The organism is Streptomyces gobiensis (genome assembly GCF_021216675.1).
Taxonomy (GTDB): domain Bacteria; phylum Actinomycetota; class Actinomycetes; order Streptomycetales; family Streptomycetaceae; genus Streptomyces; species Streptomyces gobiensis.
In genome coordinates, this window is record NZ_CP086120.1 from 556460 (window position 1) to 581431 (window position 24972).

General features: G+C 69.0%; 18 protein-coding genes. 12 read left to right on the forward strand and 6 right to left on the reverse strand.

Annotated elements, in window-relative coordinates:
• Positions 1-39 precede the first annotated feature (39 nt).
• From uvrA to test1122_RS02690, 3 genes are all read left to right on the forward strand, one after another.
• Positions 40-2973: an excinuclease ABC subunit UvrA gene (uvrA, locus tag test1122_RS02680; protein WP_232267538.1), complete on the forward strand. Its 2934-nt coding sequence runs from the start codon at positions 40-42 to the stop codon at positions 2971-2973.
• A 65-nt stretch (positions 2974-3038) separates the two neighbouring features.
• Positions 3039-3485, forward strand: a complete 447-nt coding sequence (locus test1122_RS02685; RefSeq protein ID WP_232267539.1) for a Rieske (2Fe-2S) protein — start codon at positions 3039-3041, stop codon at positions 3483-3485.
• Positions 3486-3862: 377 nt separating this feature from the next.
• On the forward strand, positions 3863-5569 hold the full coding sequence (locus test1122_RS02690; protein WP_232267540.1) for a glycine/sarcosine N-methyltransferase: 1707 nt from the start codon (positions 3863-3865) through the stop codon (positions 5567-5569).
• 18 nt (positions 5570-5587) lie between these two features.
• Here the strand turns inward: test1122_RS02690 and test1122_RS02695 are convergent, their stop codons facing one another.
• Positions 5588-6511, reverse strand: coding sequence for a hypothetical protein (locus test1122_RS02695; protein WP_232267541.1), 924 nt, complete (start codon positions 6509-6511; stop codon positions 5588-5590).
• A gap of 219 nt (positions 6512-6730) precedes the next feature.
• Between test1122_RS02695 and test1122_RS02700 the strand changes: the two genes are divergently transcribed.
• The 3 genes from test1122_RS02700 (at position 6731) to test1122_RS02710 (ending at position 11732) form a co-directional block, all read left to right on the forward strand.
• Positions 6731-7327: a papain-like cysteine protease family protein gene (locus test1122_RS02700; RefSeq protein ID WP_232267542.1), complete on the forward strand. Its 597-nt coding sequence runs from the start codon at positions 6731-6733 to the stop codon at positions 7325-7327.
• Positions 7328-7331: 4 nt separating this feature from the next.
• On the forward strand, positions 7332-8201 hold the full coding sequence (locus test1122_RS02705; RefSeq protein ID WP_232267543.1) for a hypothetical protein: 870 nt from the start codon (positions 7332-7334) through the stop codon (positions 8199-8201).
• Positions 8202-8333: 132 nt separating this feature from the next.
• On the forward strand, positions 8334-11732 hold the full coding sequence (locus test1122_RS02710; protein WP_422396908.1) for a phosphodiester glycosidase family protein: 3399 nt from the start codon (positions 8334-8336) through the stop codon (positions 11730-11732).
• On the opposite strand, the gene test1122_RS02715 is transcribed toward test1122_RS02710, so the two are convergent.
• The 4 genes from test1122_RS02715 to uvrB form a co-directional block, all read right to left on the reverse strand.
• Positions 11716-12741, reverse strand: coding sequence for a TerC family protein (locus tag test1122_RS02715; RefSeq protein ID WP_232267544.1), 1026 nt, complete (start codon positions 12739-12741; stop codon positions 11716-11718). The genes test1122_RS02710 and test1122_RS02715 overlap by 17 nt on opposite strands.
• 195 nt (positions 12742-12936) lie before the next feature.
• Positions 12937-14823: a TerD family protein gene (locus tag test1122_RS02720; protein WP_232267545.1), complete on the reverse strand. Its 1887-nt coding sequence runs from the start codon at positions 14821-14823 to the stop codon at positions 12937-12939.
• 326 nt (positions 14824-15149) lie between these two features.
• Positions 15150-15728 carry a TerD family protein gene (locus test1122_RS02725; RefSeq protein WP_232267546.1) on the reverse strand — a complete coding sequence of 193 codons (579 nt, stop codon included), beginning with the start codon at positions 15726-15728 and terminating at the stop codon, positions 15150-15152.
• 137 nt (positions 15729-15865) lie between these two features.
• A complete protein-coding gene (uvrB, locus tag test1122_RS02730) occupies positions 15866-18022 on the reverse strand; it encodes an excinuclease ABC subunit UvrB (RefSeq protein WP_232267547.1) in 2157 nt (718 codons plus the stop codon).
• Positions 18023-18155: 133 nt separating this feature from the next.
• Here uvrB and test1122_RS02735 point away from each other — a divergent pair, with 133 nt between their 5' ends.
• The 5 genes from test1122_RS02735 (at position 18156) to test1122_RS02755 (ending at position 22840) form a co-directional block, all read left to right on the forward strand.
• On the forward strand, positions 18156-19031 hold the full coding sequence (locus test1122_RS02735; protein ID WP_232267548.1) for a glycerophosphodiester phosphodiesterase: 876 nt from the start codon (positions 18156-18158) through the stop codon (positions 19029-19031).
• A gap of 41 nt (positions 19032-19072) precedes the next feature.
• Complete coding sequence (locus tag test1122_RS02740; RefSeq protein ID WP_232267549.1) at positions 19073-19630, forward strand: methylated-DNA--[protein]-cysteine S-methyltransferase; 558 nt, start codon at positions 19073-19075, stop codon at positions 19628-19630.
• Positions 19631-19719: 89 nt separating this feature from the next.
• Entirely contained in the window at positions 19720-20331 is a 612-nt protein-coding gene (locus test1122_RS02745; protein WP_232267550.1) for a hypothetical protein, read from the forward strand.
• Positions 20332-20498: 167 nt separating this feature from the next.
• The gene (locus test1122_RS02750) at positions 20499-21740 is read left to right on the forward strand and encodes an MFS transporter (protein WP_422397057.1); all 1242 of its coding nucleotides are present in this window, start codon (positions 20499-20501) and stop codon (positions 21738-21740) included.
• A gap of 128 nt (positions 21741-21868) precedes the next feature.
• Positions 21869-22840, forward strand: coding sequence for an SMP-30/gluconolactonase/LRE family protein (locus test1122_RS02755; protein ID WP_232267551.1), 972 nt, complete (start codon positions 21869-21871; stop codon positions 22838-22840).
• Here test1122_RS02755 and test1122_RS02760 read toward each other — a convergent pair.
• Positions 22837-23562 carry a PIG-L deacetylase family protein gene (locus tag test1122_RS02760; protein ID WP_232271729.1) on the reverse strand — a complete coding sequence of 242 codons (726 nt, stop codon included), beginning with the start codon at positions 23560-23562 and terminating at the stop codon, positions 22837-22839. The genes test1122_RS02755 and test1122_RS02760 overlap by 4 nt on opposite strands.
• Positions 23563-23716: 154 nt before the next feature.
• Between test1122_RS02760 and test1122_RS02765 the strand changes: the two genes are divergently transcribed.
• Complete coding sequence (locus test1122_RS02765; protein WP_232267552.1) at positions 23717-24493, forward strand: class I SAM-dependent DNA methyltransferase; 777 nt, start codon at positions 23717-23719, stop codon at positions 24491-24493.
• Positions 24494-24972 lie beyond the last annotated feature (479 nt).

Here is a 24972-nt window from a genome sequence, read left to right on the forward strand (position 1 = left end):
TCTGGACCCCTCGACTTCACACGAAAGGTGCCAACCGGCGTGGCCGACCGTCTCATCGTCCGTGGCGCTCGCGAGCACAATCTCAAGAATGTCTCGCTCGACCTCCCGCGTGATTCCCTCATCGTCTTCACCGGGCTGTCGGGATCGGGCAAGTCCTCGCTCGCATTCGACACGATCTTCGCCGAGGGGCAGCGCCGCTACGTGGAGTCGCTGTCCTCCTACGCACGGCAGTTCCTCGGGCAGATGGACAAGCCCGATGTGGACTTCATCGAGGGCCTGTCCCCCGCAGTCTCCATCGACCAGAAGTCGACCTCGCGCAATCCGCGCTCCACGGTCGGCACCATCACCGAGGTCTATGACTACCTCCGGCTGCTCTTCGCCCGGATCGGCAAGCCGCACTGCCCTGAGTGCGGGCGGCCGATCGCCCGGCAGTCGCCGCAGGCGATCGTGGACAAGGTGCTCGCTCTGGAGGAGGGCAGCCGCTTCCAGGTGCTCTCGCCGCTGGTGCGGGAGCGCAAGGGCGAGTTTGCCGATCTCTTCTCCGATCTGCAGTCCAAGGGGTACAGCCGGGCGCGGGTGGACGGCGTGACCGTCCAGCTCTCCGATCCGCCCAAGCTGAAGAAGCAGGAGAAGCACACCATCGAGGTGGTCATCGACCGCCTGACGGTCAAGGACAGCGCCAAGCGGCGGCTCACCGACTCGGTGGAGACCGCCCTCGGGCTCTCCGGCGGCATGGTGATTCTCGACTTCGTCGATCTGGACGAGGACGATCCGCAGCGCGAGCGCATGTTCTCGGAGCATCTCTACTGCCCGTATGACGACCTCTCCTTCGAGGAGCTGGAGCCGCGCTCCTTCTCCTTCAACTCCCCCTTCGGCGCCTGCCCGCAGTGCACCGGCATCGGCACCCGGATGGAGGTGGACCCGGAGCTGATCGTCCCGGACGGGGAGAAGTCCCTGGACGAGGGCGCGATCCATCCGTGGTCACACGGTCACAACCGGGAGTACTTCGGGCGGCTGATCGGCGCGCTCGCCGACGCGCTGGGATTCCGCACCGACATCCCCTGGGCGGGGCTGCCGCAGCGCGCCAAGAAGGCGCTGCTGAACGGCCACCGGACCCAGATCGCGGTGCGCTACCGCAACCGGTACGGCCGTGAGCGTTCCTACACCACCGCCTTCGAAGGCGCGGTGCCCTTTGTCCGGCGGCGGCACTCGGAGGCGGAGACCGACTCCAGCCGGGAGCGCTTCGAGGGCTATATGCGCGAGGTGCACTGCCCGGCCTGTGAGGGAACGCGGCTCAAGCCGATCGTGCTCGCGGTGACCGTGCAGGGGCGCTCGATCGCCGAGGTCTCCGCCATGTCGATCAGCGACTGCGCCGACTTTCTGCGTGAGATGAAGCTGACCGCCCGTGAGAAGACCATCGCCGAGCGGGTGCTGAAGGAAGTCAATGAGCGGCTGCGGTTCCTGGTCGATGTCGGTCTGGACTATCTCTCCCTCAACCGCGCCGCGGGCACCCTGTCCGGCGGTGAGGCGCAGCGGATCCGGCTCGCCACCCAGATCGGCTCCGGCCTGGTGGGTGTGCTCTACGTCCTGGACGAGCCCTCCATCGGTCTCCACCAGCGCGACAACCACCGGCTCATCGAGACGCTGGTGCGGCTGCGCGATCTGGGCAACACGCTGATCGTCGTTGAGCATGACGAGGACACCATCAAGAGCTCCGACTGGGTCGTCGACATCGGGCCAGGCGCGGGTGAGCACGGCGGCAAGGTGGTGCACAGTGGTCCGCTGAAGGAGCTGCTGGCCACCCAGGATTCGATGACCGGGCAGTATCTGTCCGGTAAGAAGCAGATCCCGACCCCGGACATCCGCCGTCCCGTCGACCCGGAGCGGATACTGACCGTGCACGGCGCACGGGAGAACAACCTCCAGGACATCGACGTCGACTTCCCGCTCGGTGTGCTCACTGCTGTCACCGGCGTCTCCGGCTCGGGCAAGTCAACGCTGGTCAATGACATCCTCTATACGCACCTGGCGCGCGAGCTGAACGCCGCCAAGTCGGTGCCGGGACGGCACACCCGGGTGACGGGCGACGATCTGGTCGACAAGGTCGTCCATGTCGACCAGTCCCCCATCGGCCGCACCCCACGCTCCAACCCGGCGACCTACACCGGTGTCTTCGACCATGTGCGCAAGCTCTTCGCGGAGACAATGGAAGCGAAGGTCCGCGGCTATCTGCCGGGCCGGTTCTCGTTCAACGTCAAGGGCGGCCGCTGTGAGAACTGCTCCGGCGACGGCACCATCAAGATCGAGATGAACTTCCTCCCGGATGTCTATGTCCCGTGCGAGGTCTGCCATGGCGCCCGGTACAACCGGGAGACCCTGGAGGTTCACTACAAGGGCAAGAACATCGCCGAAGTGCTCGACATGCCCATCGAGCAGGCGCTGGACTTCTTTGAGGCGGTGCCCGCCATCGCCCGCCATCTGCGGACCCTCAACGATGTCGGCCTGGGCTATGTCCGGCTCGGCCAGTCCGCGCCCACCCTGTCGGGTGGTGAAGCGCAGCGGGTGAAGCTCGCCTCCGAGCTCCAGAAGCGCTCCACGGGCCGTACGGTCTACGTCCTGGACGAGCCGACGACCGGTCTGCACTTCGAGGACATCCGCAAGCTGCTCACGGTGCTCGACGGGCTGGTCGACAAGGGCAACACGGTGATCGTCATCGAGCACAACCTCGATGTGATCAAGACAGCGGACTGGGTGCTGGACCTGGGCCCCGAGGGCGGTGTCGGCGGCGGACTTGTGGTCGCCGAGGGCACCCCGGAGCAGGTCGCGGCGGTTACCACCAGCCACACGGGCAAGTTCCTGCGGGATCTTCTCGGCAGCCGGGTCAGTGACGCGCCGCCGCTCCGGAAGGCCGTGAAGAAGGCCAACCCCGCCAAGGCGGCGCCCCGCAAGCGGGCGGCTACCCGTAAGTCCTGACCACGGTGGCGTGGGACGTAGGCTGGCGGATCATCTCCTTCGTCCCACGCCACAGGAACAGCCCGATGACGCACGATGACCAGGCCTGCCCCGGACAGTCCCCCCGCCGCCGGACCCTGCTGCGCGGAGCGGCGCTAGCCGGGGCCGCAGGCCTTGGCGTGGCGGCCTGCTCCCCCGCGACCGGCCGGGACGCGGGCCCGGCCACCCCCACCGCCCCCGTCGAGCTGGGCGCGGCCGGAGATGTACCGGTCGGGGGCGCCAGGATCTACCGCGAGAGCAAGGTCGTCGTCGCACAGCCAGAGCAAGGCGAGTACCGGGCGTTCAGCGCGGTGTGCACCCATGGGGGCTGTGTGCTCTCCGCCGTAACGGGCCTGGAAGCCGACTGCGGCTGTCACGGCAGCCGCTTCGACGCCACCACCGGCGAGGTCCTGCGCGCCCCGGCCACCGCCCGGCTGCCCGAGGTACCGGTGCGCGTAGAGGGCGGCAAGCTCATCGCCGGCCCAGACGCCTGACGCGTGCGGTGCTCAGCCGGTCGCCTCGATGGCGGCGAACGCGGGGCAACGGCGAGCTGATCGGTGGTGAGCTCACCCCCTCGAACGCCAGCTCGCCGCCTGAGCAACAAGGACCGGCCAACAAGGACTGGCCAACAAGGGATAAAGACGGATAAGAGCGTCAACTCCCCCAGTTGCCGGGGCGGCTGGCCGCGGACGCGGAGTCCGCGCCTCCAGAAATCTGAATCCGGAAAAGGTACTGGTCACGGCCGCTTGTCCGCGGCGGCCAAGCCGCTGCGCAGGGATGTTGCAGGCATAGATCTCGCAGGCGTGGAAAGCGATGCGCTGGGGACCGTGCGCGGTTCCCGAGACCTGAACCCTGTTCCGTCTGGGCGGCCGTGCCATTGGCCAACCACCCCCGCAACTGGAGGTTTCTCATTACCGCGCAACCGGCTCAGAAATTCGGAGACAACCCCGTCGAGGTCCGAGAAACCGGGCACTACACCGAAGAATACATACCCAGCTTCGTCGAGAAGTGGGACTCTCTCATAGACTGGGAGAAGAGAGCAGAAAGCGAGGGCAACTTCTTCATCGACCTCCTGCGCAAGCGGGGACTGAAGAGCGTGCTCGATGTCGCGACAGGAACCGGTTTTCACTCGGTGCGGCTGCTGGCGGCTGGATTCGAAACCGTAAGCGCGGACGGCAGCGCCGAGATGCTGGCGATGGCCTTCAAGAACGGCATGCAGCACGGGGACCACATTCTCCGCGTCGTCCAGGCGGACTGGCGCTGGCTCAACCGTGATGTACACGGGGAGTACGACGCCATCGTCTGCCTCGGAAACTCATTCACGCATCTTTTCTCGGAGCGCGACCGGCGCAAGGCACTGGCCGAGTTCTACGCGATGCTGAAGCACGACGGAGTCCTTGTCCTGGACCAACGCAATTACGACGCGATTCTGGATGAGGGATACACGAGCAAGCACACCTACTACTACTGCGGCGAGGATGTCGCCGTAGCGCCGGAGTACGTCGACGATGGGCTGTGCCGTATGCGGTACAAATTCCCGGACGGCTCCGTGTACCACCTCAACATGTTCCCGCTGCGGAAGGACTACACCCGTCGGCTCATGTCCGAGGTGGGCTTCCAGCGCATCGAGACCTACGGCGACTTCCAGCACACGTACCGAGGCGAACAGCCCGACTTCTTCATCCATATAGCGGAGAAGGAGTACCGGATGGAAGACAACCAGGAAAGCTCGTACGCGGGCGCGGTCGGTACCGCCCGCAGCTACTACAACTCACCTGACGCTGACACCTTCTACGCCACGGTGTGGGGCGGTGAGGACATCCATATCGGCCTCTACGAGCGCCCTGAGGAACCCATCGCGGACGCCAGCCGCCGCACCGTCGAGCGGATGGCCTCGAAGCTGGAGCTGACCGAGGATTCCGTGGTGCTCGACCTCGGCTCAGGCTTCGGCGGCTCCGCTCGGTATCTGGCCGGGACATACGGCTGCCGGGTTCTCGCGCTCAACCTCAGCGAGGTGGAGAACGAACGCCATAAGGAGCTGAACACGGCCCGTGGCCTCAACGACAAGATCGAGGTCGTGGACGGATCCTTCGAGAACATCCCGTACCCGGATGATGAGGTTGATGTCATCTGGTCCCAGGACGCCTTTCTGCACAGCGGGAACCGGGTCCGGGTGCTGGAGGAGATCACGCGGGTACTGCGACCGGGTGGCCATCTCATCTTTACCGACCCGATGGCGGCCGACAACTGCCCCACCGGCGTACTGCAGCCGATCCTCGACCGCATCCACCTGGACGACATGGGCTCGCCCGGTTTCTACACCAGTGAGCTGGCCCGGCTGGGCTTCACCACGGTCGACAGCGGCTTTGAAGAGCTTCGCGAGCATCTGGTCACCCACTACGAGCGGGTGCTTGAGGAGACCGAGCGCCAGGAGGACCACGGGCTGGCGGGGAAGGTCAGCCATGAGTATCTGGCCCAGATGAAGAAGGGCCTCGGGCACTGGATCAACGGCGGCCGGGAGCAGCACCTCACCTGGGGCATCTTCCACCTCACGCTGGGCGCCGGCCGCTCGTACTGAGCCCGTCGCTCACGCAGGTCACGCCCACCGCCAGCCAATGCCCAGGATCCGGCGGTGCACCTCCTGTTCCACCAGGTGCACCGTCGGGTGGCGCCCGGTGAGCGTCAGCTCCTCCCGGGCGCTGGGCCGCGCCCCCGCGGACGTACGGGCGAAGCGGTGGCAGTGCACCGGGAGCACCGCCGGGTCAAAGCGGACCTGCAGCACATACTGTCCGCCCATGAACCGGAAGCCGCGTACATACTCACTGCTGGGCCCGGCGGTGCCGTCCTGGAAGGTGTAGCTGAAGAGCTGGGTGTCACCCGCCCGCAGCCGGGCGTCGAAGAGCAGCTCGGCGACGACGACCCCCGCCGTGCCGTGCCAGCGCACGCTGCCCACCCGGCAGTTCTCGCCCGCCCGTACCCGCACTCGGGCGGGGTCGCAGCCGGGGTCACCGCGGTGAATGGCGACACAGCGGTCGACCCCGTCCCGGTGTGCGCGTACGACCTGCTGGGATTCGCGCTCCACCAGCTCCCGGCCGGCTCCTATCCGCACCCGCTCCAGATGGCACACCGTATGCAGCCCACCGTCGGACGGCGCACCCAGCTCGGTGAGGAGTTCGCTGAGCGCGGCATGGGGGTCCAGCAGCGAGCGGTACGAGCGGGAGACGGGCCGCTCGGTCCTCAGCTCCGGCTCCAGCAACCGTACGAGCGCGTCCCGGGGCACTTCAAGGATCTCCTCCAGGGCGGGGACGGCCCGTAACGACTCGGCTCGCGCCGGCCGGCGGGCGCCCTGCTGCCAGTAGCTGAGGCTGGTCACTCCGACGGTGACGCCGCGCTGGGCAAGCCGGTGCCGTATCCGGTGCAGTGCCAGGCCACGGGCGGCGATGGCGGCACGCAGCGCCTCATGGAACGGCCCCGTGCGCAGCGCCTGTACCAGTTCCTCCGGAAGGTTCTCGTACCGCACACCTCTGGTGTGAATATTCACGTCTGCCGCCCCGTCTTCGCACTGTTCACCCGTGCCGCCAGCAGATCCAGTGGCGTCGTTCACATCCGCGCCAGACCGTTCACACCGGCGTTTCTCCTCGTATTGAAGCCTGTTGACCGGAAGTCAACAACTGTTGATGCTGAACCCCAGCATCCGGATGCGCTCCTCCACACCCCCCTCGCACTTGGGAGGAACGCCATGTCCCTGACCCGACGCAGATGGCTCGGGCTGACCGCGGCTACCGCTGCCGCGCTGATAGCCGTGCCCGCCGCCAGTTCCACCGCTGCCGCCGCCTCCGACGATCCTCAGGCCCTCGCCTGGAAACGGCTCGGTATCTCCATGCAGGCCCAGGAGAAGAGCAACTGGTGCTGGGGAGCGGCGGGCAACACCATCGCGGACTACTACGGCAAGAAGTACAGCCAAAACCAGTTCTGCAACGCCGCTTTCAACCGGCGGCAAGGCACCACCTGTCCCAACAACCAGGCCACGCTGGGGCATGTACAGACCGGGCTGCGCTGGACCGGGGTCAATCCCGGCTCCTATGTGAGCGGCTGGCTGCGCTACGGCACGGTGCAGAGCGAGATCAACGCCGACCGGCCCATTGAGACCCGGATCGGCTGGAAGTCCGGCGGCGGCCATATGCATGTGATCTACGGCTATGACACCGCCAACAGCTGGGTCTACTGGGGCGATCCATGGCCCTCCAGCAACCGCTACAACTGGGCGTCACACAGCTGGTACGTGAACAACAACTCGTTCGCGTGGACCCACTCGCTCTACCGGATCGGAGCGTGAGGTCATGACCACACGACGTATCATTCTGCGCGTGGTCGCCGCTGGCACACTGGCCACCGCCGCGATCGGTCTCGCCCCGTACGCCCACGCCGACGGGTCCGGCCCGCGGATACCGAAGGCACCGTCGGCGGCGAGTGTCCAGGCCGCACACCAGGCCGCCACCGACAACGGGACGCTGGATACGCTCTCCCGCTTCTTCGCCCGCGACGGCCAGGTCAGCCGGTCCGGTCAGACCCCAGGCAATCCGGCGATCAAGGGCAAGGCCGTGCCGGTCTTCACGCTCACGGCCGAGTTTGTCTCCGGTGAGCCGAACGCGCCCCTCGCCAAGCTGGAGTACCTCGCCAGCAAGGCCGTCTCCACCGATGGCCGGAAGGCCTCCGTGTGGACGGCGAAGGTGGACGGCGCCTGGCGGGTCGTCAACATCGCCACCGGTGATGATGAGATCCGCTATGCGGCGATGGGTGAGCAGGCGGCGCCGGGCGGCACCGTTTTCCATGAGCCGCAGATCAACGCCTGGTATGTGTACTCCAGCGGCAGGGTGCTGCCGCTGGACGGTGACGCCCGGGCGGCGATCGGTGACCGCGGCGCCAGCCTGAAGGCCTATCAGGAACGGGTACGCGAGGCCTACGGCGGCAAACTGCCCGGCTCGGCCTATGACCGCGACGGCATGGCCGGTGGCTATGCCCCGCGGTCACAGCCTCACTCGGCACCCCACTCAGCGCCCCACTCAGCACCGCGGGCCGCTCCCGCCCCGGTGGCCGAGGAGGGCCCGGCCTTCCCGCTGACCGCGCTGGGCATCAGCGCGGGCGCGCTGGCGGCAGCGGCCACCGGAGCGCTCGGCATACGGCGGCTGCGGGGGCTGCGGGGGATCTGACGCCGGATCTGACACACACCGGCACCCTGATGCCCGTTCGCCCAAATGGCGGACGGGCACCGGGTGTTATTCGCTCCGGGTTCACGCCTGGACTCTGGTGTAGACCGGTCCCTTTTGCCACGCTGTAGCACTGTGTCCCCCCTCACACCGCACACCGGAAGACTCCTCCGCTCGCTGGTCGCCCTCAGCGCCGCTACCGCACTCGGACTGGGCCTCCCTCCCCCGCAGACACACGCCGCACCGCCGCCGCACCGCGCAGCCGCCGCCCCCCGGCCGCCCGCCAGCGACGGCGGAATGGAGCTGGCCCGTACGACCCGGCCTGTCGCACCCGGCGCACGGCTCACCTCCTTCCACCGCCTCCAACCCGGCAAGTGGCTGCGCGCCCACGCCCTCAGCGTGGACCTCGACGGTGGCACCCGGGTCGACTATCTGTCGTCCGGCAGGGTCTCCGAACGCAAGACGGTCACCGAGCTCGCCAGGGACCACGATCCCGGCCCGCAGCGACGTACGGTCGCCGCCCTCAACGCCGACTTCTTCGACATCAACGGGACCGGCGCCCCGCTGGGCCCCGGTGTCCGGCACGGCGAAGTCAGCCACTCCCCGGCGGAAGGCCGGAGCCGGGCTGCCGGCATCGGGCCGGACCGTGCGGGCCGTATCCTCGACCTCTACTTCGAGGGGACCCTGACCCTCCCCGCCGGTGCCGAGCCACTGGGCGCGTACAACGCCGCCGCGGTGCCCGAGAACGGCATCGGTATCTACAACGCCCGGTGGGGCGTGGCCGACCGGGCCCAGACCGTGGTCGGCGCGGATCACGTCACCGAGGTCACCGTCCACAACGGCACGGTGACCGCCCTCGCGGAAGAGCCCGGCCAGGGCGAGATCCCGGCGGGCACCACCGTCTTACTGGGCCGCGATACCGGCGCCAAGACGCTGGCCCAGCTGACAGTGGGCGACACGGTGACGTGGGAGTACGCGCCGCGCACCGGTGACGGCGGACAGGTGCCCCGCACCGCGGTCGGCGGTAACCGGCTGCTGGTCGTGGACGGCGAGCCGCTGGACGCCGGGCCGGACGATACGGCACATCCGCGCACCGCGGTCGGCTTCTCCAGGGACGGCGCCACCCTGCATACGCTGACCGTCGATGGCCGTCAGGCCGCTTCGGGGGGCGCCACCCTCACCGAACTCGGACGGATGATGGCGGACTTGGGCGCCCACAACGCCCTCAACCTGGATGGCGGCGGCTCCGCCACACTGCTCGCCCGGGAGCCCGGTTCGACCACCCCGAGGCTGGAGAACAGCCCGTCCGAGGGCGAGGAGCGCGCCGTACCCAACGGTCTCGCGCTCACCGCCGAGAACGGCAGCGGCGCCCTGACCGGCTTCTGGGTCACCACCGCCGCCGACCCGCGTCACTCCCCCACCGTGGACCCGATGCCCGGTGGCCACCCCGAGAGGGTCTTCCCCGGACTCACCCGCGAACTGACCGCGGCCGGATACGACGAGACGTACGGCCCCGCCGACGGCACCCCGCGGTGGCGGGCCCAGCGGCCCCGGGTGGGCCGCGTCGACGCGGGCGGCACCTTCCACGCCCGTAACCCCGGAACCACCGAGGTCACCGCCGCCCGTGGCCCCGCCGAGGGCAGCACCGAACTCACCGTGCTGGGCGCCCTCGACCGGATCGCGCCCAGCCAGGAACGGGTGGGGCTGGCGGACCGCGAGGCGGTGGCGGGCTTCGGCTTCACCGGCTTCGACACCGAGGGGCACAGCGCACCCATCGAGCCGGCGGATGTCCGGCTCGACTACGACCGCTCGCTCTTCACCATCAGCCCCGATGAGGCGGCGGGCGGCTTCACCGTGACGGCCCGTACGGGCCAGGAGTTCATCGCCGGGAAGATCACGGCCACCGTCGCCGGGAAGACCACCACGCTGGTGGTGACCGTGGGGCTGGTGGAGCGGCGCATGGCCGACTTCGAGGACGCCGGGAGGTGGACCTTCTCCGCGGCCCGCGCCGACGGCTCGCTGGCGCCCGAGCCGGACGGCCGCCACGGCACCGCGCTGAAGATGACATACGACTTCTCGCGGTCCACGGCCACCCGCGCCGCCTATGCCAGCCCACCAGGGCGGCTGGCGGTACCGGACCAGCCGCAGAGCTTTGGGCTGTGGCTCAAGGGGGACGGCAAGGGAGCCTGGCCGTCGCTCCATCTCAAGGACGCGACCGGCGCCAGTCAGGTGCTGCGCGCCCCGTATATCGACGGGGAGGGCTGGGAAGAAGTGACCTTCGAGGTGCCGCCGGGCCTGGCGTATCCGCTGACGGTGCACCGCTTCTATATCGCCGAGACCCGGCCGGACCAGCAGTACCGCGGCGAGATCGTCATCGATGAGCTGACCGCCCGTATTCCGCCGGATGCCGAACTGCCCACCGCCCCGCAGGTGCGGGACCCGCTGATCAGCACGGCTGCCGACACCGCCGGCCGGGACTGGCGGTTCGCGGTGGTCTCCGATGCCCAGTTCGTCGCCCGGGAGCCGGACAGTGAGCTGGTGCGGCAGGCCCGCCGTACGCTGCGTGCCGCCAAGGCGGCGCGGCCCGACTTCGTACTGATCAACGGCGACTGGGTGGACGAGGGCTCCGACGGGGATCTGGCGTTCGCCCACGCCATGCTCAAGGCGGAGCTGGGGCAGCTGCCCTGGTATTACGTACCGGGCAATCATGAGGTGATGGGCGGATCCATCGACAGGTTCCGTAAGGAGTTCGGGGACACCCAGCTCACCTTCGACCACAAGGGCACCCGCTTCATCACCCTGGACACCTCCTCGCTGACCATCCGCGGTGGTGGCTTCGCGCAGTTCACCGAGGTACGCCGGCAGCTGGACCGGGCCGCGAAGGACCGCCGGATCGGCTCGGTGGTGCTGGTCGCCCATGTGCCGCCACGCGATCCGACCGCCCGGCCCGCCAGCCAGCTGACCGACCGGATGGAAGCGGCGCTGCTGGAGCGGTGGCTGGCCGGGTTCCGCCGGGACAGCGGCAAGGGCGCCGCCTTCATCGGGGCCCACGTCGGAGTCTTCGACGCCTCCCGGGTGGACGGAGTGCCGTATCTGGTCAACGGCGACGCGGGAAAGGCGCCCGCGGCGGCTCCCGGCGAGGGCGGCTTCACCGGCTGGTCGCTGGTGGGAGTCGACCGGGATGGTGAGCGGGACTGGATCTCCGTACAGACGCATCCGCATGTGGATGCGCTGACCATGGACGTCCCGGACCGCGTCGAGGCCGGCGGATCGGCCCCGGCTGGCGCGACGGTGACGCAGGGCTCGGGCGCGAACGCCCGTCAGGTGCCGGTGGCCTGGCCGGCGAGCGCGGACTGGTCCGGTTCACCGGGCATGTGCGTCGGCGCTCCACACCGGGCACCACGCCACTGCGCCGCCGTCTTCACCCCGGCTACGGGCACGGTCACCGGCCTGCGCACGGGGAGGGTCACCCTCGCGGTAACGGTGAGCGGTGAGCGTGTGCAGCGGGACATCACGATCACGGGCGGTCGCTGACCCGGGCGCTCTCCGTCTGGTCGGGCCCCTGGTCGGCTCCCTGGGCGTCTTGCCTCTCCTCCGCCTGTCGGCGGCTGCTCGCCCGGAGGCTGGTGGCGGTGGTGATGATGAGAACCGCGCAGATCACCCCGAGCGAGACCGGAATGCTGATCACCGGGACATGCACCCCGGCTTCGTGCAGGGCGTGCAGCACCAGCTTCACCCCGATGAAGCCGAGGATGACCGACAGACCGTAGGAGAGATGGACCAGCCGCTTCAGCAGTCCGCCGATGAGGAAGTACAGCTGCCGCAGGCCCATCAGGGCGAACGCGTTGGCGGTGAAGACGATGTACGGCTCCTGGGTCAGCCCGAAGATCGCGGGAATGGAGTCCAGGGCGAACAGCACATCGGTGCTGCCGATCGCCAGCATCACGATCAGCATGGGGGTCATCAGCCGCTGACCGTTCCGCACGATGAACAGCTTGGTACCGTGGTACTGGTCGGTGGACGGGAAGCGCCGCTCGACCAGCTTCAGGAGGCGGTTCTCCTCGTACGCCTCTTCTTTGTCATCGGCCCGCGCCTCCTGGATGAGCTTCCAGGCGGTCCAGATGAGGAAGCCGCCGAAGATGAGGAAGACCCAGGAGAAGGTCGAGACGATGGCCGCACCGGCCGCGATGAAGACCGCGCGCAGCACCAGCGCGATCAGTACGCCGACCATGAGCACACGCTGCTGATAGGCCGGGGGCACCGCGAACTTCGCCATGATGAGGACGAAGACAAAGAGGTTGTCGACACTGAGCGACTTCTCGGTGATGAACCCCGCGAAGAACTCGCCGGAGGGCCGGGCCCCGGCCAGGAGGAAGAGGCCAAGCCCGAAGAGCACAGCGAGAACGATCCAGACGGCGGTCCAGATCCCGGCCTCCTTGAGGGAGACCTCATGGGGCTTGCGGCCGCCGATCAGGAAGTCGACGGCGATCAGGGCGCACAGACCGACAATGGTCAGCACCCAGGTGGTCAGGGCGATATCCACGCAGCACTCCTCCGGCTGTCGTCACCGGAGGTCTCTTCCACCCGTTATGCGCTACGGGCCAACGCCCCCGGGGCCGGTCAGGTCGGCCCGTACTGACGGGAACGTCGCAGCAGGGAATACTCCCCTCCATTGCGTGCAGGATACAGGAGACCCGCGCGGCGGAAAACTCACCCGGGAACAGAGGCAAGGCCCGGGTCAGCGCCCGTACCGCTGGCGGGCCTCCGCGACCTGGCGCAGCACCTGCGGCAGCACCTGGCTGCCGGGCGGCACCATCGGCGGCTCATAGGTCCAGGCGTGGCCGACCCAGGGGTCGGCCAGATGGTCATCGGGCACCGGGGTGATCCGCAGCAGCGAGCGCCACAGCGGGTCAAGCACCGGGCCATAGGCGCTGGCGTCCTCCCGGTCGGCGACCATGAGCAGATGGACCCCGACGGATGGCCCCTCGTCGGCGAGATAGCGCAGCTGGGTGACGGCGCGGTCGTCGAAGCCATGCGGGAAGTCATGGACGATCAGAAGCTGCTCGGCGGTGTCGATGTCGGGCGGGAGCGAGTCGGCCACCCGGTTACGGATGGCCATCTGCACCAGATCGACGCGCCGGGTGAGCTTGGCCAGCACGGTGGCGACGCCGCCGGCGCCCTGGGCGGGCGGCTCGCGCAGCACGCCGGACCGCACCAGCGGGGCGAGCGTGGGAGCCGCGGTGCCCGCCGGGTCAATGATGTGGACGGTGACATCACCGACCGGGTAGACGGCCAGCAGCCGTCCCGCGATGGCGGTGGCCAGCTCACCGGAGAGCCTGCGCAGCTCCTCCGGCGCGACCAGGGAGGTGGCCTGGGAGCTGTGGCCCGCGTCGATCCACAGCCCGCGCTCCAGCGGTAGCCGCACCAGCAGCGGAATCCGCAGGTCGGTGCGCTCGGGCAGGCTGAGGTCGCCCATACGCAGCGCCATGGGGACCTCCATCGGCACCTGGTAGCCATGCCAGACCGGGTTGTCCCAGCGGGCGTAGGCGAGCGGCAGGGCGGGCTCGACCACCTCGGACTCCGCCGTCAGCTGGTCGAGGTCACGGTCGAGTGCGGCGCGGGCCCGGTCGATGAGCTCGGTGTGCTTGGCGCGGGCGGCGCCACGGGCGGCGTCGGCGGCCGGACCGGAGCGGGCGCTGGGGTCGGCGAGGACCTTGTCGAGCTCCTGCTCCATCCGGGAGTCGGCGAAGTCGACCGCGCTGCGGTAGGCGGCGGTCGTACGGGCAAGGTCCTCGAACATGCCCCAGATCTGGTTGTAGAGCCGCTCGTCCATGGACCAGCCGGTGGCGTCCCCGGCGACGGGCTGGGCGGGCTGCCCCGGCTCGGGCTCCGGGGCCGTGGGAGCCGGGGGCGGTGGTGCGCTGGTCTGCCGTCGCGGGTGCTGGTAGTTGATGGGGCCGCCGGTGCCGGCGGGCGGCGCGGTGGTGGGACCGGGCGACGGTGCCGGGGGGCCCTCCGGGCTGCCGCTGACAGCCGCCGTACGCCGGGGAGGGGGTGCGGCGACGGAGCGGGCCATGCCGCTGGCGACGGCCTCATTGATCGTCGTCGCCAGCTCTCGCGCCTGAGTCAGGCCTTGGTCAGCGAGCATCGCGGCGAGACCGCCCGCGTAGCCCTGTCCCACGGCACGCACCTTCCAGGCGCCCTGCCTGCGGTAGAGCTCCACGGCGACGACGGCCGACTCGGGGTCGAGGCCGATGATGGTGTAGCTGGCGACCTCGGTGCCGTCCAGCCCGGTCACGGCGACAAACGGGGAGGCGAGCGCGCCGAACGAGACCGGGCCGCCGACGCCGAGAGGCAGCGCCAGCAGCACATGGACCTTGTGCACCTCTTCGGGGAGCGCGTCGAGGTCCACGGCGAGCCGGTGGTCGGCGGCGGCCTGCCGGGAGACCTCCAGACCGGGGAGGTTCGGTGAGCCGGGGTGGGCGATCCATCCGTCGTCGCGCATCCGCCCCTGCTCATCGCCGAGCGTCGCCCCGGCTATGACCGGCTTCCCGGTCGATACCCGGATCTCCAAACGGGTCTCGGGCAGTGGGTGGTTCTGCCCGCGGACCAGCTCGGCCGTCATCGCTGTGCCCTCTCGATAGGTTGACTCGATTCTGAAACGGCTGGCCCGGGCGAACAGTCCCCGCGAACAGTCGCCGGGCCAACCGGTGGTGCGTCGAACCCCGCCGCGCGGCAGCCCGGCGGTCCGGAGGACCGCAGCCGCTCCCGGAAAGCCTCGTACGCTCATCGCATCCGAAGGCGACAGCCAAGCCATCGGACCGGCCGCCGGACAGGCGGTCGCAGGACGTGGAGCCTTAGCCGCTGGGCCCGGGCTGTGAAGCGTCGACCAGCCACCGGGCCGCACCGTGACCTGGGCGGGATTCCGCCCCATAAACGGGGCGGAGGATGTCAGAGATGGGGCAGGACCGCGGGCATCAGGTCCTGGAAGGTGCGGCCGTTGGCCGGGGCGCCGATGGCGGTCATCGACCAGCCATTGCCCTGCCGCTGCACCTTGGCCATGATCTGCGCGGTGTAGTCACCGCCTCCGGCCAGGGTGTAGCGCGCCAGCTCCTGGCCATTGGCCTCGTCGACCAGTCGGCAGAAGGCGTTCTCCACCTCGGCGAAGGTCTGTCCGGTGAAGGAGTTGACGGTAAAAATGATCTGGTCGATGTGCACCGGGACCCGCTGCAGATCCACCAGGATGGCCTCGTCGTCACCGCCCTGCCCGACGCCGCCGACCAGGTTGTCACCGGTGTGCGTCACCGAACCGTCGTCGCTGGTCAGATGACGGAAGAAGACCACATCCACCGGCTGTTTGTCGGCGAAGAGCACCGCCGAGGCGTCGAGATCGACTTCCCTTGTGCGCTTGCCGAACAGCCCGCGGCGGGGTGCCGCCTGCCAGCCGAGTCCCATGCGCACCGCGGTCAGGGTGCCTCCATCGGACTTCTGCAGGCTGATCGCCTGTCCCTTGGACAAGTTGACCGTCACGTGCGTTCCCCTCTCGACACATCCACACCGCCGTCCTCGTGACGGCTTTACGCACCCTACGCACTGCCCTTGACCGGCCGGACGGGCCACCCCTGCTTTGTGGCGTTCTTGCAACACACACCCGTCTTGACGGGCTGTTACCTGAGTCCCGCCTCGCGCATCTGGCGCAGCTCCTTCTTGAGCTCACGCACCTCATCGCGCAGCCGGGCGGCGACCTCGAACTGCAGCTCCGCCGCCGCGGCCCGCATACGCTCGGTCAGCTCCTCGATCACCCCGGCGAGTTCGGCGGCGGGCCGGTCGGTCAAGGTGGCGGCTTCCTCCTTGCCCGCCTTGCCCCCCGTGCCGGCCTTGCCCGCCACCGCCGCCTTGCCACGGAGAGCGGGCACGGGGGCCTTGCCCTTGCGCTCCTCGGCGGCTGGCTGACGGTACCCACTGCCGAGCAGCTGCTCGGTGTCGACCTCCTCGCGCGCGAGGGTGGCGACGATATCGCCGATCTTCTTGCGCAGCGGCTGTGGGTCGATCCCCCGCTCCTCGTTGTACGCGATCTGCTTGGCCCGGCGCCGGTTGGTCTCCTCGATGGCCTTCTCCATCGCCGGGGTGATCTTGTCGGCGTACATATGGACCTGTCCGGAGACATTGCGGGCCGCCCGGCCGATGGTCTGGATGAGTGAGGTGCCCGAGCGCAGGAAGCCCTCCTTGTCCGCGTCGAGGATGGCCACCAGCGACACCTCAGGCAGGTCCAGGCCCTCACGCAGCAGGTTGATGCCGACGAGCACATCGAACTCACCGGCACGCAGCTCCCGCAGCAGCTCGACCCGGCGCAGCGTGTCCACATCGCTGTGCAGATAGCGGACCTGGATGCCCAGCTCGAGGAAGTAGTCCGTCAGATCCTCGGCCATCTTCTTGGTCAGCGTGGTGACCAGGACCCGCTCGTTCTTGTCCGTGCGGGTGCGGATCTCATGGACCAGATCGTCGATCTGCCCATCGGTGGGCTTGACCACGACCTCCGGGTCGACAAGCCCGGTCGGCCGGATGATCTGCTCCACCTCACCGTTCTTCGAACGGGACAGCTCATACTTCCCCGGGGTCGCCGACAGATAGACCGTCTGCCCGATGCGCTCCAGAAACTCCTCCCACTTCAGCGGGCGGTTGTCCATCGCCGACGGCAGCCGGAAGCCATGCTCCACCAGGGTGCGCTTACGTGAGGCGTCGCCCTCGTACATGGCGCCGATCTGCGGGACGGTGACATGTGACTCGTCGATGACGAGCAGGAAGTCCTCCGGGAAGTAGTCCAGGAGGGTGTGCGGCGGGGAGCCTGGGTCACGGCCATCGATATGCAGCGAGTAGTTCTCAATGCCGGAGCAGGTGCCGATCTGCTGCATCATCTCCAGGTCATAGGTGGTCCGCATCCGCAGCCGCTGGGCCTCCAGATGCTTGCCCTGCTTCTCCATCGTCTCCAGAGTCTCCTGGAGCTCGGTCTCGATCGCGGCGATGGCCTTGTGCATCCGCTCGGCGCCCGCGACATAGTGCGAGGCCGGAAAGACATAGAGCTCCTGGTCATCGGAGATGACCTCACCGGTGAGCGGATGGAGCGTGGACAGCGCCTCGATCTCATCACCGAACATCTCGATCCGGACCGCCAGCTCCTCGTAGACGGGGAAGAGCTCAATGGTGTCGCCGCGCACCCGGAAGGTGCCCCGGGTGAAGGACATGTCGTTGCGGGTGTACTGGATCTCGACGAAGCGGCGCAGCAGCTCGTCACGGTCGATCTCCTGGCCGATCTTGAGCGGGACCATCCGGTCGACGTACTCCTGCGGAGTACCCAGGCCGTAGATGCACGAGACCGAGGCCACTACGACCACATCGCGCCTGGTGAGCAGCGAATTAGTAGCGCTGTGCCGCAGCCGCTCGACCTCCTCGTTGATGGAGGAGTCCTTTTCGATGTACGTGTCGGACTGCGGAACATACGCCTCAGGCTGGTAGTAGTCGTAGTACGAGACGAAGTATTCAACGGCGTTATTCGGCAAGAGCTCACGGAACTCATTGGCGAGTTGGGCTGCGAGGGTTTTATTGGGTGCCATCACTAGCGTCGGACGCTGCAGCTTCTCGATCATCCAAGCGGTGGTCGCCGACTTACCGGTGCCCGTCGCACCGAGCAGCACGACGTCCTTCTCACCGGCTTTGACGCGCTTCTCAAGCTCGGCGATGGCCGTCGGCTGGTCGCCGCTGGGCTGGTAGGGGCTGACGACCTCGAAGGGCGCCACCTTGCGTTCGATCTTGGATACGGGCCGCATAAACCCCACCGTACGACCCACCACTGACAATGTTCAGCTCATGGCCATCCCAAGCCCGCCCTATGCCCATTTCTCCGTGTGTCACGACGGGAAGCCTCCTCATGACCGTGTACCGCCAACGTGAGGAGTTCTTGTGTACCTTCGCCCCACAGCAGTCGTAACCGGCTCGCTCCTCGGTGTCTCCGCGCTCGTCCTCACCACCGCTCCGACACAGGCCGCACCGGCCGCGAAAGCGCCCCTGCCCGTAGCCCACCGGGGCGCGTCGGCGTATGCGCCAGAGAACACCCTGGCCGCCGCCGACAAGGCCCGTGAGCTGGGCATCGACTGGGTTGAGAACGATGTGCAGCGCACCAGGGACGGTGAGCTGATCGTCATGCACGACGACACGCTCAAGCGCACCACGGACGTGGCGGAGGTCTTCCCCGACCGCGCCCCATGGAAGGTGGGTGACTTCACCGCCAAGGAAATCGCCCAGCTGGACGCCGGCAGCTGGTTCAGCACCAAGTACGCGGGCGAGCGGGTGCCCACACTCAAACAGTTCCTGAACCGGATGACAGCGAACCGGCAGAAGCTGCTGCTGGAGATCAAGAAGCCGGAGCTGTACCCCGGCATCGAGGCGGACATCGTCAAGGAACTGAGCAACGAGGGCTGGCTGGGCCCGTTCAACGTCCGCAGGAAGCTGATCATCCAGAGCTTCGGCGCTGACTCGGTCAAGAAGGTGCACGACCTGGCCCCGACCGTGAAGACCGGTTTCCTGGGCACCCCGTCGGTCGACAAGCTCCCCGACTACGCGAAGTTCTCCGACCAGGTCAACCCCCGCTACACGGACCTCACGCCCGACTACGTCAAGGCGATCCAGTCGGTGAAGGGCCCCCACGGGAAGCCGCTGGAGGTCTTCACCTGGACGGTCGACGACGGTCCTACCGCGGTGCGGCTCGCGGATATGGGAGTCGACGGGATCATATCCAACAAGCCCGACGCGATCCGCGACGCCATTGGCGGCCGCTGACCGGGCGGCCGCCTGTCAGTGGCGGCCCGTAGGGTCGTCGTATGACGGCGATCTCAGCGACCTCAGCGGCCTCAGCGGCCTGGACCGTACGGGATACCCCGGTCGGCCCACTGCTGCTGGCCGCGACGGGTGCGGGCCTGGTGACCATCGTCTTCCACGCCGATGAGCGGACGACGGGCCAGGCCCTCACCCGGCTCGCCGGGCGGCTGGGCACCGAGCCGATACGTTCCGATGGCGATCCGGTGCTGAGCGAAACCGCCGGCCAGCTCGACGCGTACTTCCGGGGTGCGCCGGGTCCCTTCACGGTGCCGCTGGACTGGTCGCTGACCTCGGGCTTTGCCGCACGGGTGCTGCACCTGCTGGCCGACACCGTGCCCTACGGCAGCGTGGTGGGCTATCAGGAGCTGGCCGACCGGGCCGGGGAGCCCGGCGCGGCGCGTGCGGTGGGAGCGGCCATGGGGTCCAATCCGCTGCCGGTCGTGGTGCCGTGTCACCGGGTGGTGGAGAGCAGTGGTGGCATCGGGGGCTTCGGCGGGGGCTTGGAGACAAAGCGCGCGCTCCTCGCACTGGAGGGAGTGCTCCCGGAGCCGCTGTTCTGACACCCGGACCAGGTCTGATGTCAACTCGTGTGGGGGATGCTCTGGTTATCGACTTTTTTCTGCCGTCACCCTGCCCGAGGAGTGTGACGATGGCGGTCCCCCATGAGCGCAAGACGGTGACCTATCTCTCGCTGGACACACTGCTGGCGCGCGGCTGGTCCCCGGGACTCATACGTGAGCTTCTGGGCGAGCCGGACCGGAGCCAGCCGGTGGTGCTCTATCTGACGCCGCGGGTGGAGGAAGCCGAGCGGGACGGTGCCTTCCAGCGGGCCCGCGAGCTGAGCGTCAGGCGATCCGCCGCGCTGCGCCGGGCGGCCACCCGCCGTCGGCAGAGCGCGCTGGAGGCCATACGTACCGTACCGCTGGAGCTGCCCCGGCTGAGTCCGGACGAGCTGGCCCGGCGGGCGGTCGAGCACCGCAATCTTCTCGACGCCCAACGCGCCTGCAACCACTGGGGACATACACCGGCCCCGGCGTCGGTCGAGTCGACCCTCCCCGCGGTGCTGGTCCGCTGGAAAGTCGACTATCTGCGGCATCTGCTCGCCCGGCACCGGGTGCTGCTGGAGGCGCTGCCGCCGGGGGCCAGCCGCCCCGAGGGGACGCGGCTGCTGCGGGAGCGCACCTATGCCGCCATAGCGGCGGCCTATCCGGAGCTGGCGCTGGAGTGCCGACGGCAGCTGGCGATGGCGAGGAGGGTCTGACGGCGCCGGCGGAGCAGCCCCGTGCCGAGCGTCGCCGGCCCTGGCGGTGTCCGCTCACCCGCGCGTAAATCGCTCCGCCGTGCTACGAGCCGGATGGCAGACTGCGGTCCGTGACCGACACCGCCGATGCCAATGCCGATGCCGCCATATCCACCGCGCCGCCCAATGTGCCGCCCAATGTGCCGGCCATCCGCCGCCGGGCCAACGCCATACTCATCGCCAGTCAGATCCTCGGCGGCCTCGGCGTAGCGACCGCCCTCGCGCTGGCCGCCGTGCTGGCCGAGGAAGTCAGCGGCTCCAGGGCACTCTCCGGTCTCGCCACCACCTCCTCGGTCATCGGCACCGCGCTGCTCTCCTTGCCGCTCGCCTCGCTGATGGGCGCGCGCGGGCGGCGCGCGGGACTCACCCTCGCCTACCTGATCGCCGCGGCGGGCGGCACCCTCGTGGTGGTCGCCGCCACGCTCGGAAACTTCCCGCTGCTCCTCATCGGCATGGCCGCCTTCGGCGCGGGCAACTCCGCCAATCTCCAGGCCCGCTTCGCCGCGGCCGACCTGGCCGAGCCACAGCGGCGCGGCCGGGCCATCGCCCTGGTCGTGTGGGCCACCACCATCGGGGCCGTCGTCGGGCCGAACATCTCCGCTCCGGCCGGCCACGGCGCCAGCGGCCTGGGCATGCCCCAGGCCGCCGGTCCCTTCCTGCTCGCCACGGTCGTCTTTCTGGTCTCGGCCGTCCTGGTCTGGGCGCTACTGCGGCCCGATCCGCTGCTGACCGCCCGTGCGATCGCCAGTGCCGGGCCGGATGGTCAGCAGTCGCCGGAGGACCGTTCGCTGCGCGCGGGTCTGGCCGCCGTCGCCGCCTCTCCCCGCGCCCGGCTCGCTCTGGTGACCATCGCCGGCTCGCACACCGCGATGGTTTCGGTCATGGTGATGACCCCGGTCGACCTACGGCACCACGGCGCCGGTATCGAGCTGATCGGTCTGGTCATCAGCGGCCATATCGCGGGCATGTACGCCTTCTCCCCGCTGATGGGCTGGCTCGCGGACCGTATCGGCCGACTCTCCGTCATCTGCTTCGCCCTCGCCCTGCTGGCCTGCGCGACCCTGCTCGCGGGCACCGCCGGTCCCAGCCATACGCAGAGCGCCGCGGGTCTCTTTCTGCTGGGCCTGGGCTGGTCGGCCGGGCTGGTCTCCGGCTCCGCGCTGCTCACCGACTCGGTCCCGCAGGCCGCCCGGGCGGCCGTACAGGGGCTGTCGGATCTCTCCATGAACGCCGCGGCCGGTGCGGGCGGTGCGCTGGCCGGACTGGTGGTCGCCCAGGCGGGCTACGGCTGGCTCAACGCCATGAGCGCCGCCCTGCTCCTCCCGGTCGCCGCCCTCGCGCTCTTCGGCCGCGTCCGTACCCGGTCCTAGCACCGCCGTCGAGGGTTGCCCGGCCGAGGCACGGTCTGAGCCCCGCTTCCCCTTCATGCCTCGGCCGTGATGGCATATCCCAGAGGTATCCCAGCCGACTACAGCAACTACCGTGAAGGACAACGGACATGACCACTGAGCTCACCCGCCGCCGGGCCCTGGGATTAGCGGCGGGGGCCACCGCCGCCCTGGCTGCCGCGACGGCGACCGGGGGCGGGACCGCGGCAGCGGCGCCCGCCAGCGACTGGCCCGATACGATCCGCCTCCCGGACGGCTTCCGCCCGGAAGGCATCACCATTGGCCGCGCCCCGTATGCCTACTTCGGCTCGCTGGCCGACGGCTCCCTCTACCGGGCCGAGTTGCGCACCGGCCTCGGCCGGATCATCTCCGAGGGCCCCGGCACCGAGTCGGTCGGCCTCAAGATCGACGCCTACGGGCGGCTCTTCGTGTGCGGCGGCCCGGCGGGCGACGCCCGGATCGTGGATGCCCGCAGCGGCACCGTCCTGGCTTCGTACGCCTTCGCGGAACCGGGAGGGGGCTTCGTCAACGATGTCGTACTCACCCCCGACATGGCCTGGTTCACCGATTCCTTCAACGCCGTGCTCTACGGCCTCCCCCTCGGCCGCCCTTCGCTCCCCGGCCCTGCGGACGTGGTCCGTCTCCCGCTGACCGGCGACTGGCCGCAGGACCCCGGCCCGGAGGTCTTCAACGCCAACGGCATCTGCACCACCCCCGACGGCGATGCCCTGCTGGTGGTGCAGATGAACAGCGGCGAGCTGCACCGCGTCGACCCGCGCACCGGCCGCACCACCCGGGCCGACCTCGGGGACGCGGCGCCGCTGAGCAATGGCGATGGTCTGCTGATCCTTGGCCGCACCCTCTATGTGGTGCAGCAACGGCAGCACGCCATGGATGTCTTCCACCTCGACCGCACCGGCCATACGGGCACCTTTGTGACCCGGGTGACCGACGACCGCTTCGATGTGCCGACCACCGTGGCTGTCTACCGTGACCGGCTCTATCTTCCCAATGCCCGCTTCACCACCGAGCCGACGCCCCAGACGTCCTACTCGGCGGTGTCCGTTCCCCTCCCCGTCTAGCGGGGATAGAGCCGGAAGGCGACCGCCGGACGCCCGCCGGTGCGTTCGGCGATGCTGTCCATGATCTGGGTGTGGACAGAGCGGGCGTACTCGGCGGGCTCCTGGTCGCTGAGCGCGGTCAGATACGCGCGGTGCTCAGCCAGGGAGGCAACCGCCCGCTCCATGTCCGCCTCGCCGACCTCCTGCATATGGGTCGGCTCCGAGGCCCCGGCTGACGCCACCCAGCGCACCCCGCCCCAGGGTTCGAGGCCGCCTTCCCCTTCCTTCGCCAGCTGCTCGGTGAAGATCCACCGATTCCCGGCATCCCCGGTCGCGTCCAGCACCGCCCGCCCGACCGCCCGGTGATCCGGGGTGTTCCAGTAGCCCGGGCCCCAGGTCTCCTCGTGGTTGAGGGTGACGATCAGCTCCGGGCGGTACCGGCGGATCGCCGCCGCAAGATCCCGGCGCAGCGCGATGCCCTCCTCGATCACCCCGTCCCGGTGGTCCAGGAACTCCACTGCCTCCACCCCGACCACCGCCGCGCTGGCCAGCTGCTCAGCTTCCCGCACCCGGGCGGCCTCGGCCGGTTCCATGGTGTCGATCCCGGCCTCGCCGCGGGTCACCAGCAGATAGGCGATCTCCTTCCCGGCCTCCCCCCACCGTGCGATGGCCGCCGCCGCGCCATACTCCAGATCGTCCGGGTGCGCCACGATGGCCAGAGCCCGCTGCCAGTCCAGCGGCATGGCTGCCAGTTCTTCCGCCACTAGGGCCTCTCCTTCTTCGGGTCTTGGTCGCGCCGGACACCAGAACCGATCCTCACACAGCACTCTGACAGCAGCGCTCCAAGGAAGACACCAAGGAAGACACCGACACAGAGCACCAACGAAAGGCACTCCGATGTCCCGACTCGCGCTGTCCAACCGGGCCTCACTCGCCTACCAGCTCCGCTACGCCGTACGCCATCCGGGTCGTATCGGACCGTACTTCCGCCGGCTCTACCGCGACTGGCGGCTGCGGCGCCAGACCGGGGACAACCATGTGTCGTACTACCGCGCGGTGATGAAGCACGACACCGCCAAGAGTCCGGAGTCCGCCGTCGGCAGCGCCACCCATGACCGCTGGCTGGCGCTGGGGCAGATGCAGTTCGACTATCTCGTCAAGCACGGTCTCACCCCCGATGACCGGATGCTGGAGATCGGGTGCGGCAATCTCCGTGCGGGCCGGCTCTTCATCGATTACCTCAACACGGACCACTACTACGGCATCGACATCTCCCCCGAGATCCTGCTCGCCGCCCAGGAGACCCTGGTCAGCCATGACCTTCAGGGCAAGCTTCCGCATCTGACCCTGGTCGACGATCTGCGCCTGGCCCATCTCCCGGAACATCACTTCACGGTGGTGCACGCGCACAGTGTTTTCTCGCACTCTCCGATCACGGTCATCGAGGAGTGCCTGAAGCATGTGGGCCGGGTCCTCGCGCCCGGTGGTTTCTTCGACTTCACGTACAACCGCACCGATGGCGACGAGCACCATGTGCTGCGTGAGGACTTCTACTACCGCACCGACACACTGCTCGCCCTGGCCAAGGCGAATGGTCTGGCGGCCCGGGCGATGACCGACTGGGACGAGCTACCCCACAAACAGTCCAAGATCCGGGTCGCCCACCCCGACTAGACCCCTTTCTCGCACGACGTCCTCGCGCCGCTCGGTGCCGGGGCACCTCCCCCGCTTCGGCCTCCCCCTAGCCCTGGCGGGCTGGGAGGTGCCGCCAGCGCCGGACTCCGTCCGTCGGTGCTGGCTGAGCGGCGCTGTCGGGTGGCGGTGGGGTTCCCCAAATCCCGCCCCTCCCCGTAACCGGGGCTCCACCCCGGGCCCCGTTGTTCCGGCGTGGGGGGCTGCCTGTGGGCAGCCCCGGACGTGCCCCACCCGTTCCCGGCTGTACCACCATGCGGCTCCGCCGGGGTAGGGGCTCATGCCCCGGGCCCCGGCCCCGGCCCCCGGTGAGGGCCTCCCCTGTCCCGCCCCTTCCCGTAACCGGGGCTCCGTCCCGGCCCCGTTGTTCCGGCGTGGGTCGGCACGAGCGCTCACCACACCGTGGGGCCCGGGGCGCAGCCCCCGGTTTCGGGAAGGGGCGGGGTCGGGGAACAACCCGC

Excerpts from the sequence above, each read along its gene's own strand:
- test1122_RS02755 (WP_232267551.1), top strand. The coding sequence starts at position 21,869 with ATGACCACTGAGCTCACCCGCCGCCGGGCCCTGGGATTAGCGGCGGGG.
- test1122_RS02745 (WP_232267550.1), top strand. The coding sequence starts at position 19,720 with ATGGCGGTCCCCCATGAGCGCAAGACGGTGACCTATCTCTCGCTGGAC.
- test1122_RS02685 (WP_232267539.1), top strand. The coding sequence starts at position 3,039 with ATGACGCACGATGACCAGGCCTGCCCCGGACAGTCCCCCCGCCGCCGG.
- test1122_RS02765 (WP_232267552.1), top strand. The coding sequence starts at position 23,717 with ATGTCCCGACTCGCGCTGTCCAACCGGGCCTCACTCGCCTACCAGCTC.
- test1122_RS02700 (WP_232267542.1), top strand. The coding sequence starts at position 6,731 with ATGTCCCTGACCCGACGCAGATGGCTCGGGCTGACCGCGGCTACCGCT.
- test1122_RS02720 (WP_232267545.1), bottom strand. The coding sequence starts at position 14,823 with ATGACGGCCGAGCTGGTCCGCGGGCAGAACCACCCACTGCCCGAGACC.
- test1122_RS02740 (WP_232267549.1), top strand. The coding sequence starts at position 19,073 with ATGACGGCGATCTCAGCGACCTCAGCGGCCTCAGCGGCCTGGACCGTA.
- test1122_RS02760 (WP_232271729.1), bottom strand. The coding sequence starts at position 23,562 with ATGCCGCTGGACTGGCAGCGGGCTCTGGCCATCGTGGCGCACCCGGAC.
- test1122_RS02705 (WP_232267543.1), top strand. The coding sequence starts at position 7,332 with ATGACCACACGACGTATCATTCTGCGCGTGGTCGCCGCTGGCACACTG.
- uvrB (WP_232267547.1), bottom strand. The coding sequence starts at position 18,022 with ATGCGGCCCGTATCCAAGATCGAACGCAAGGTGGCGCCCTTCGAGGTC.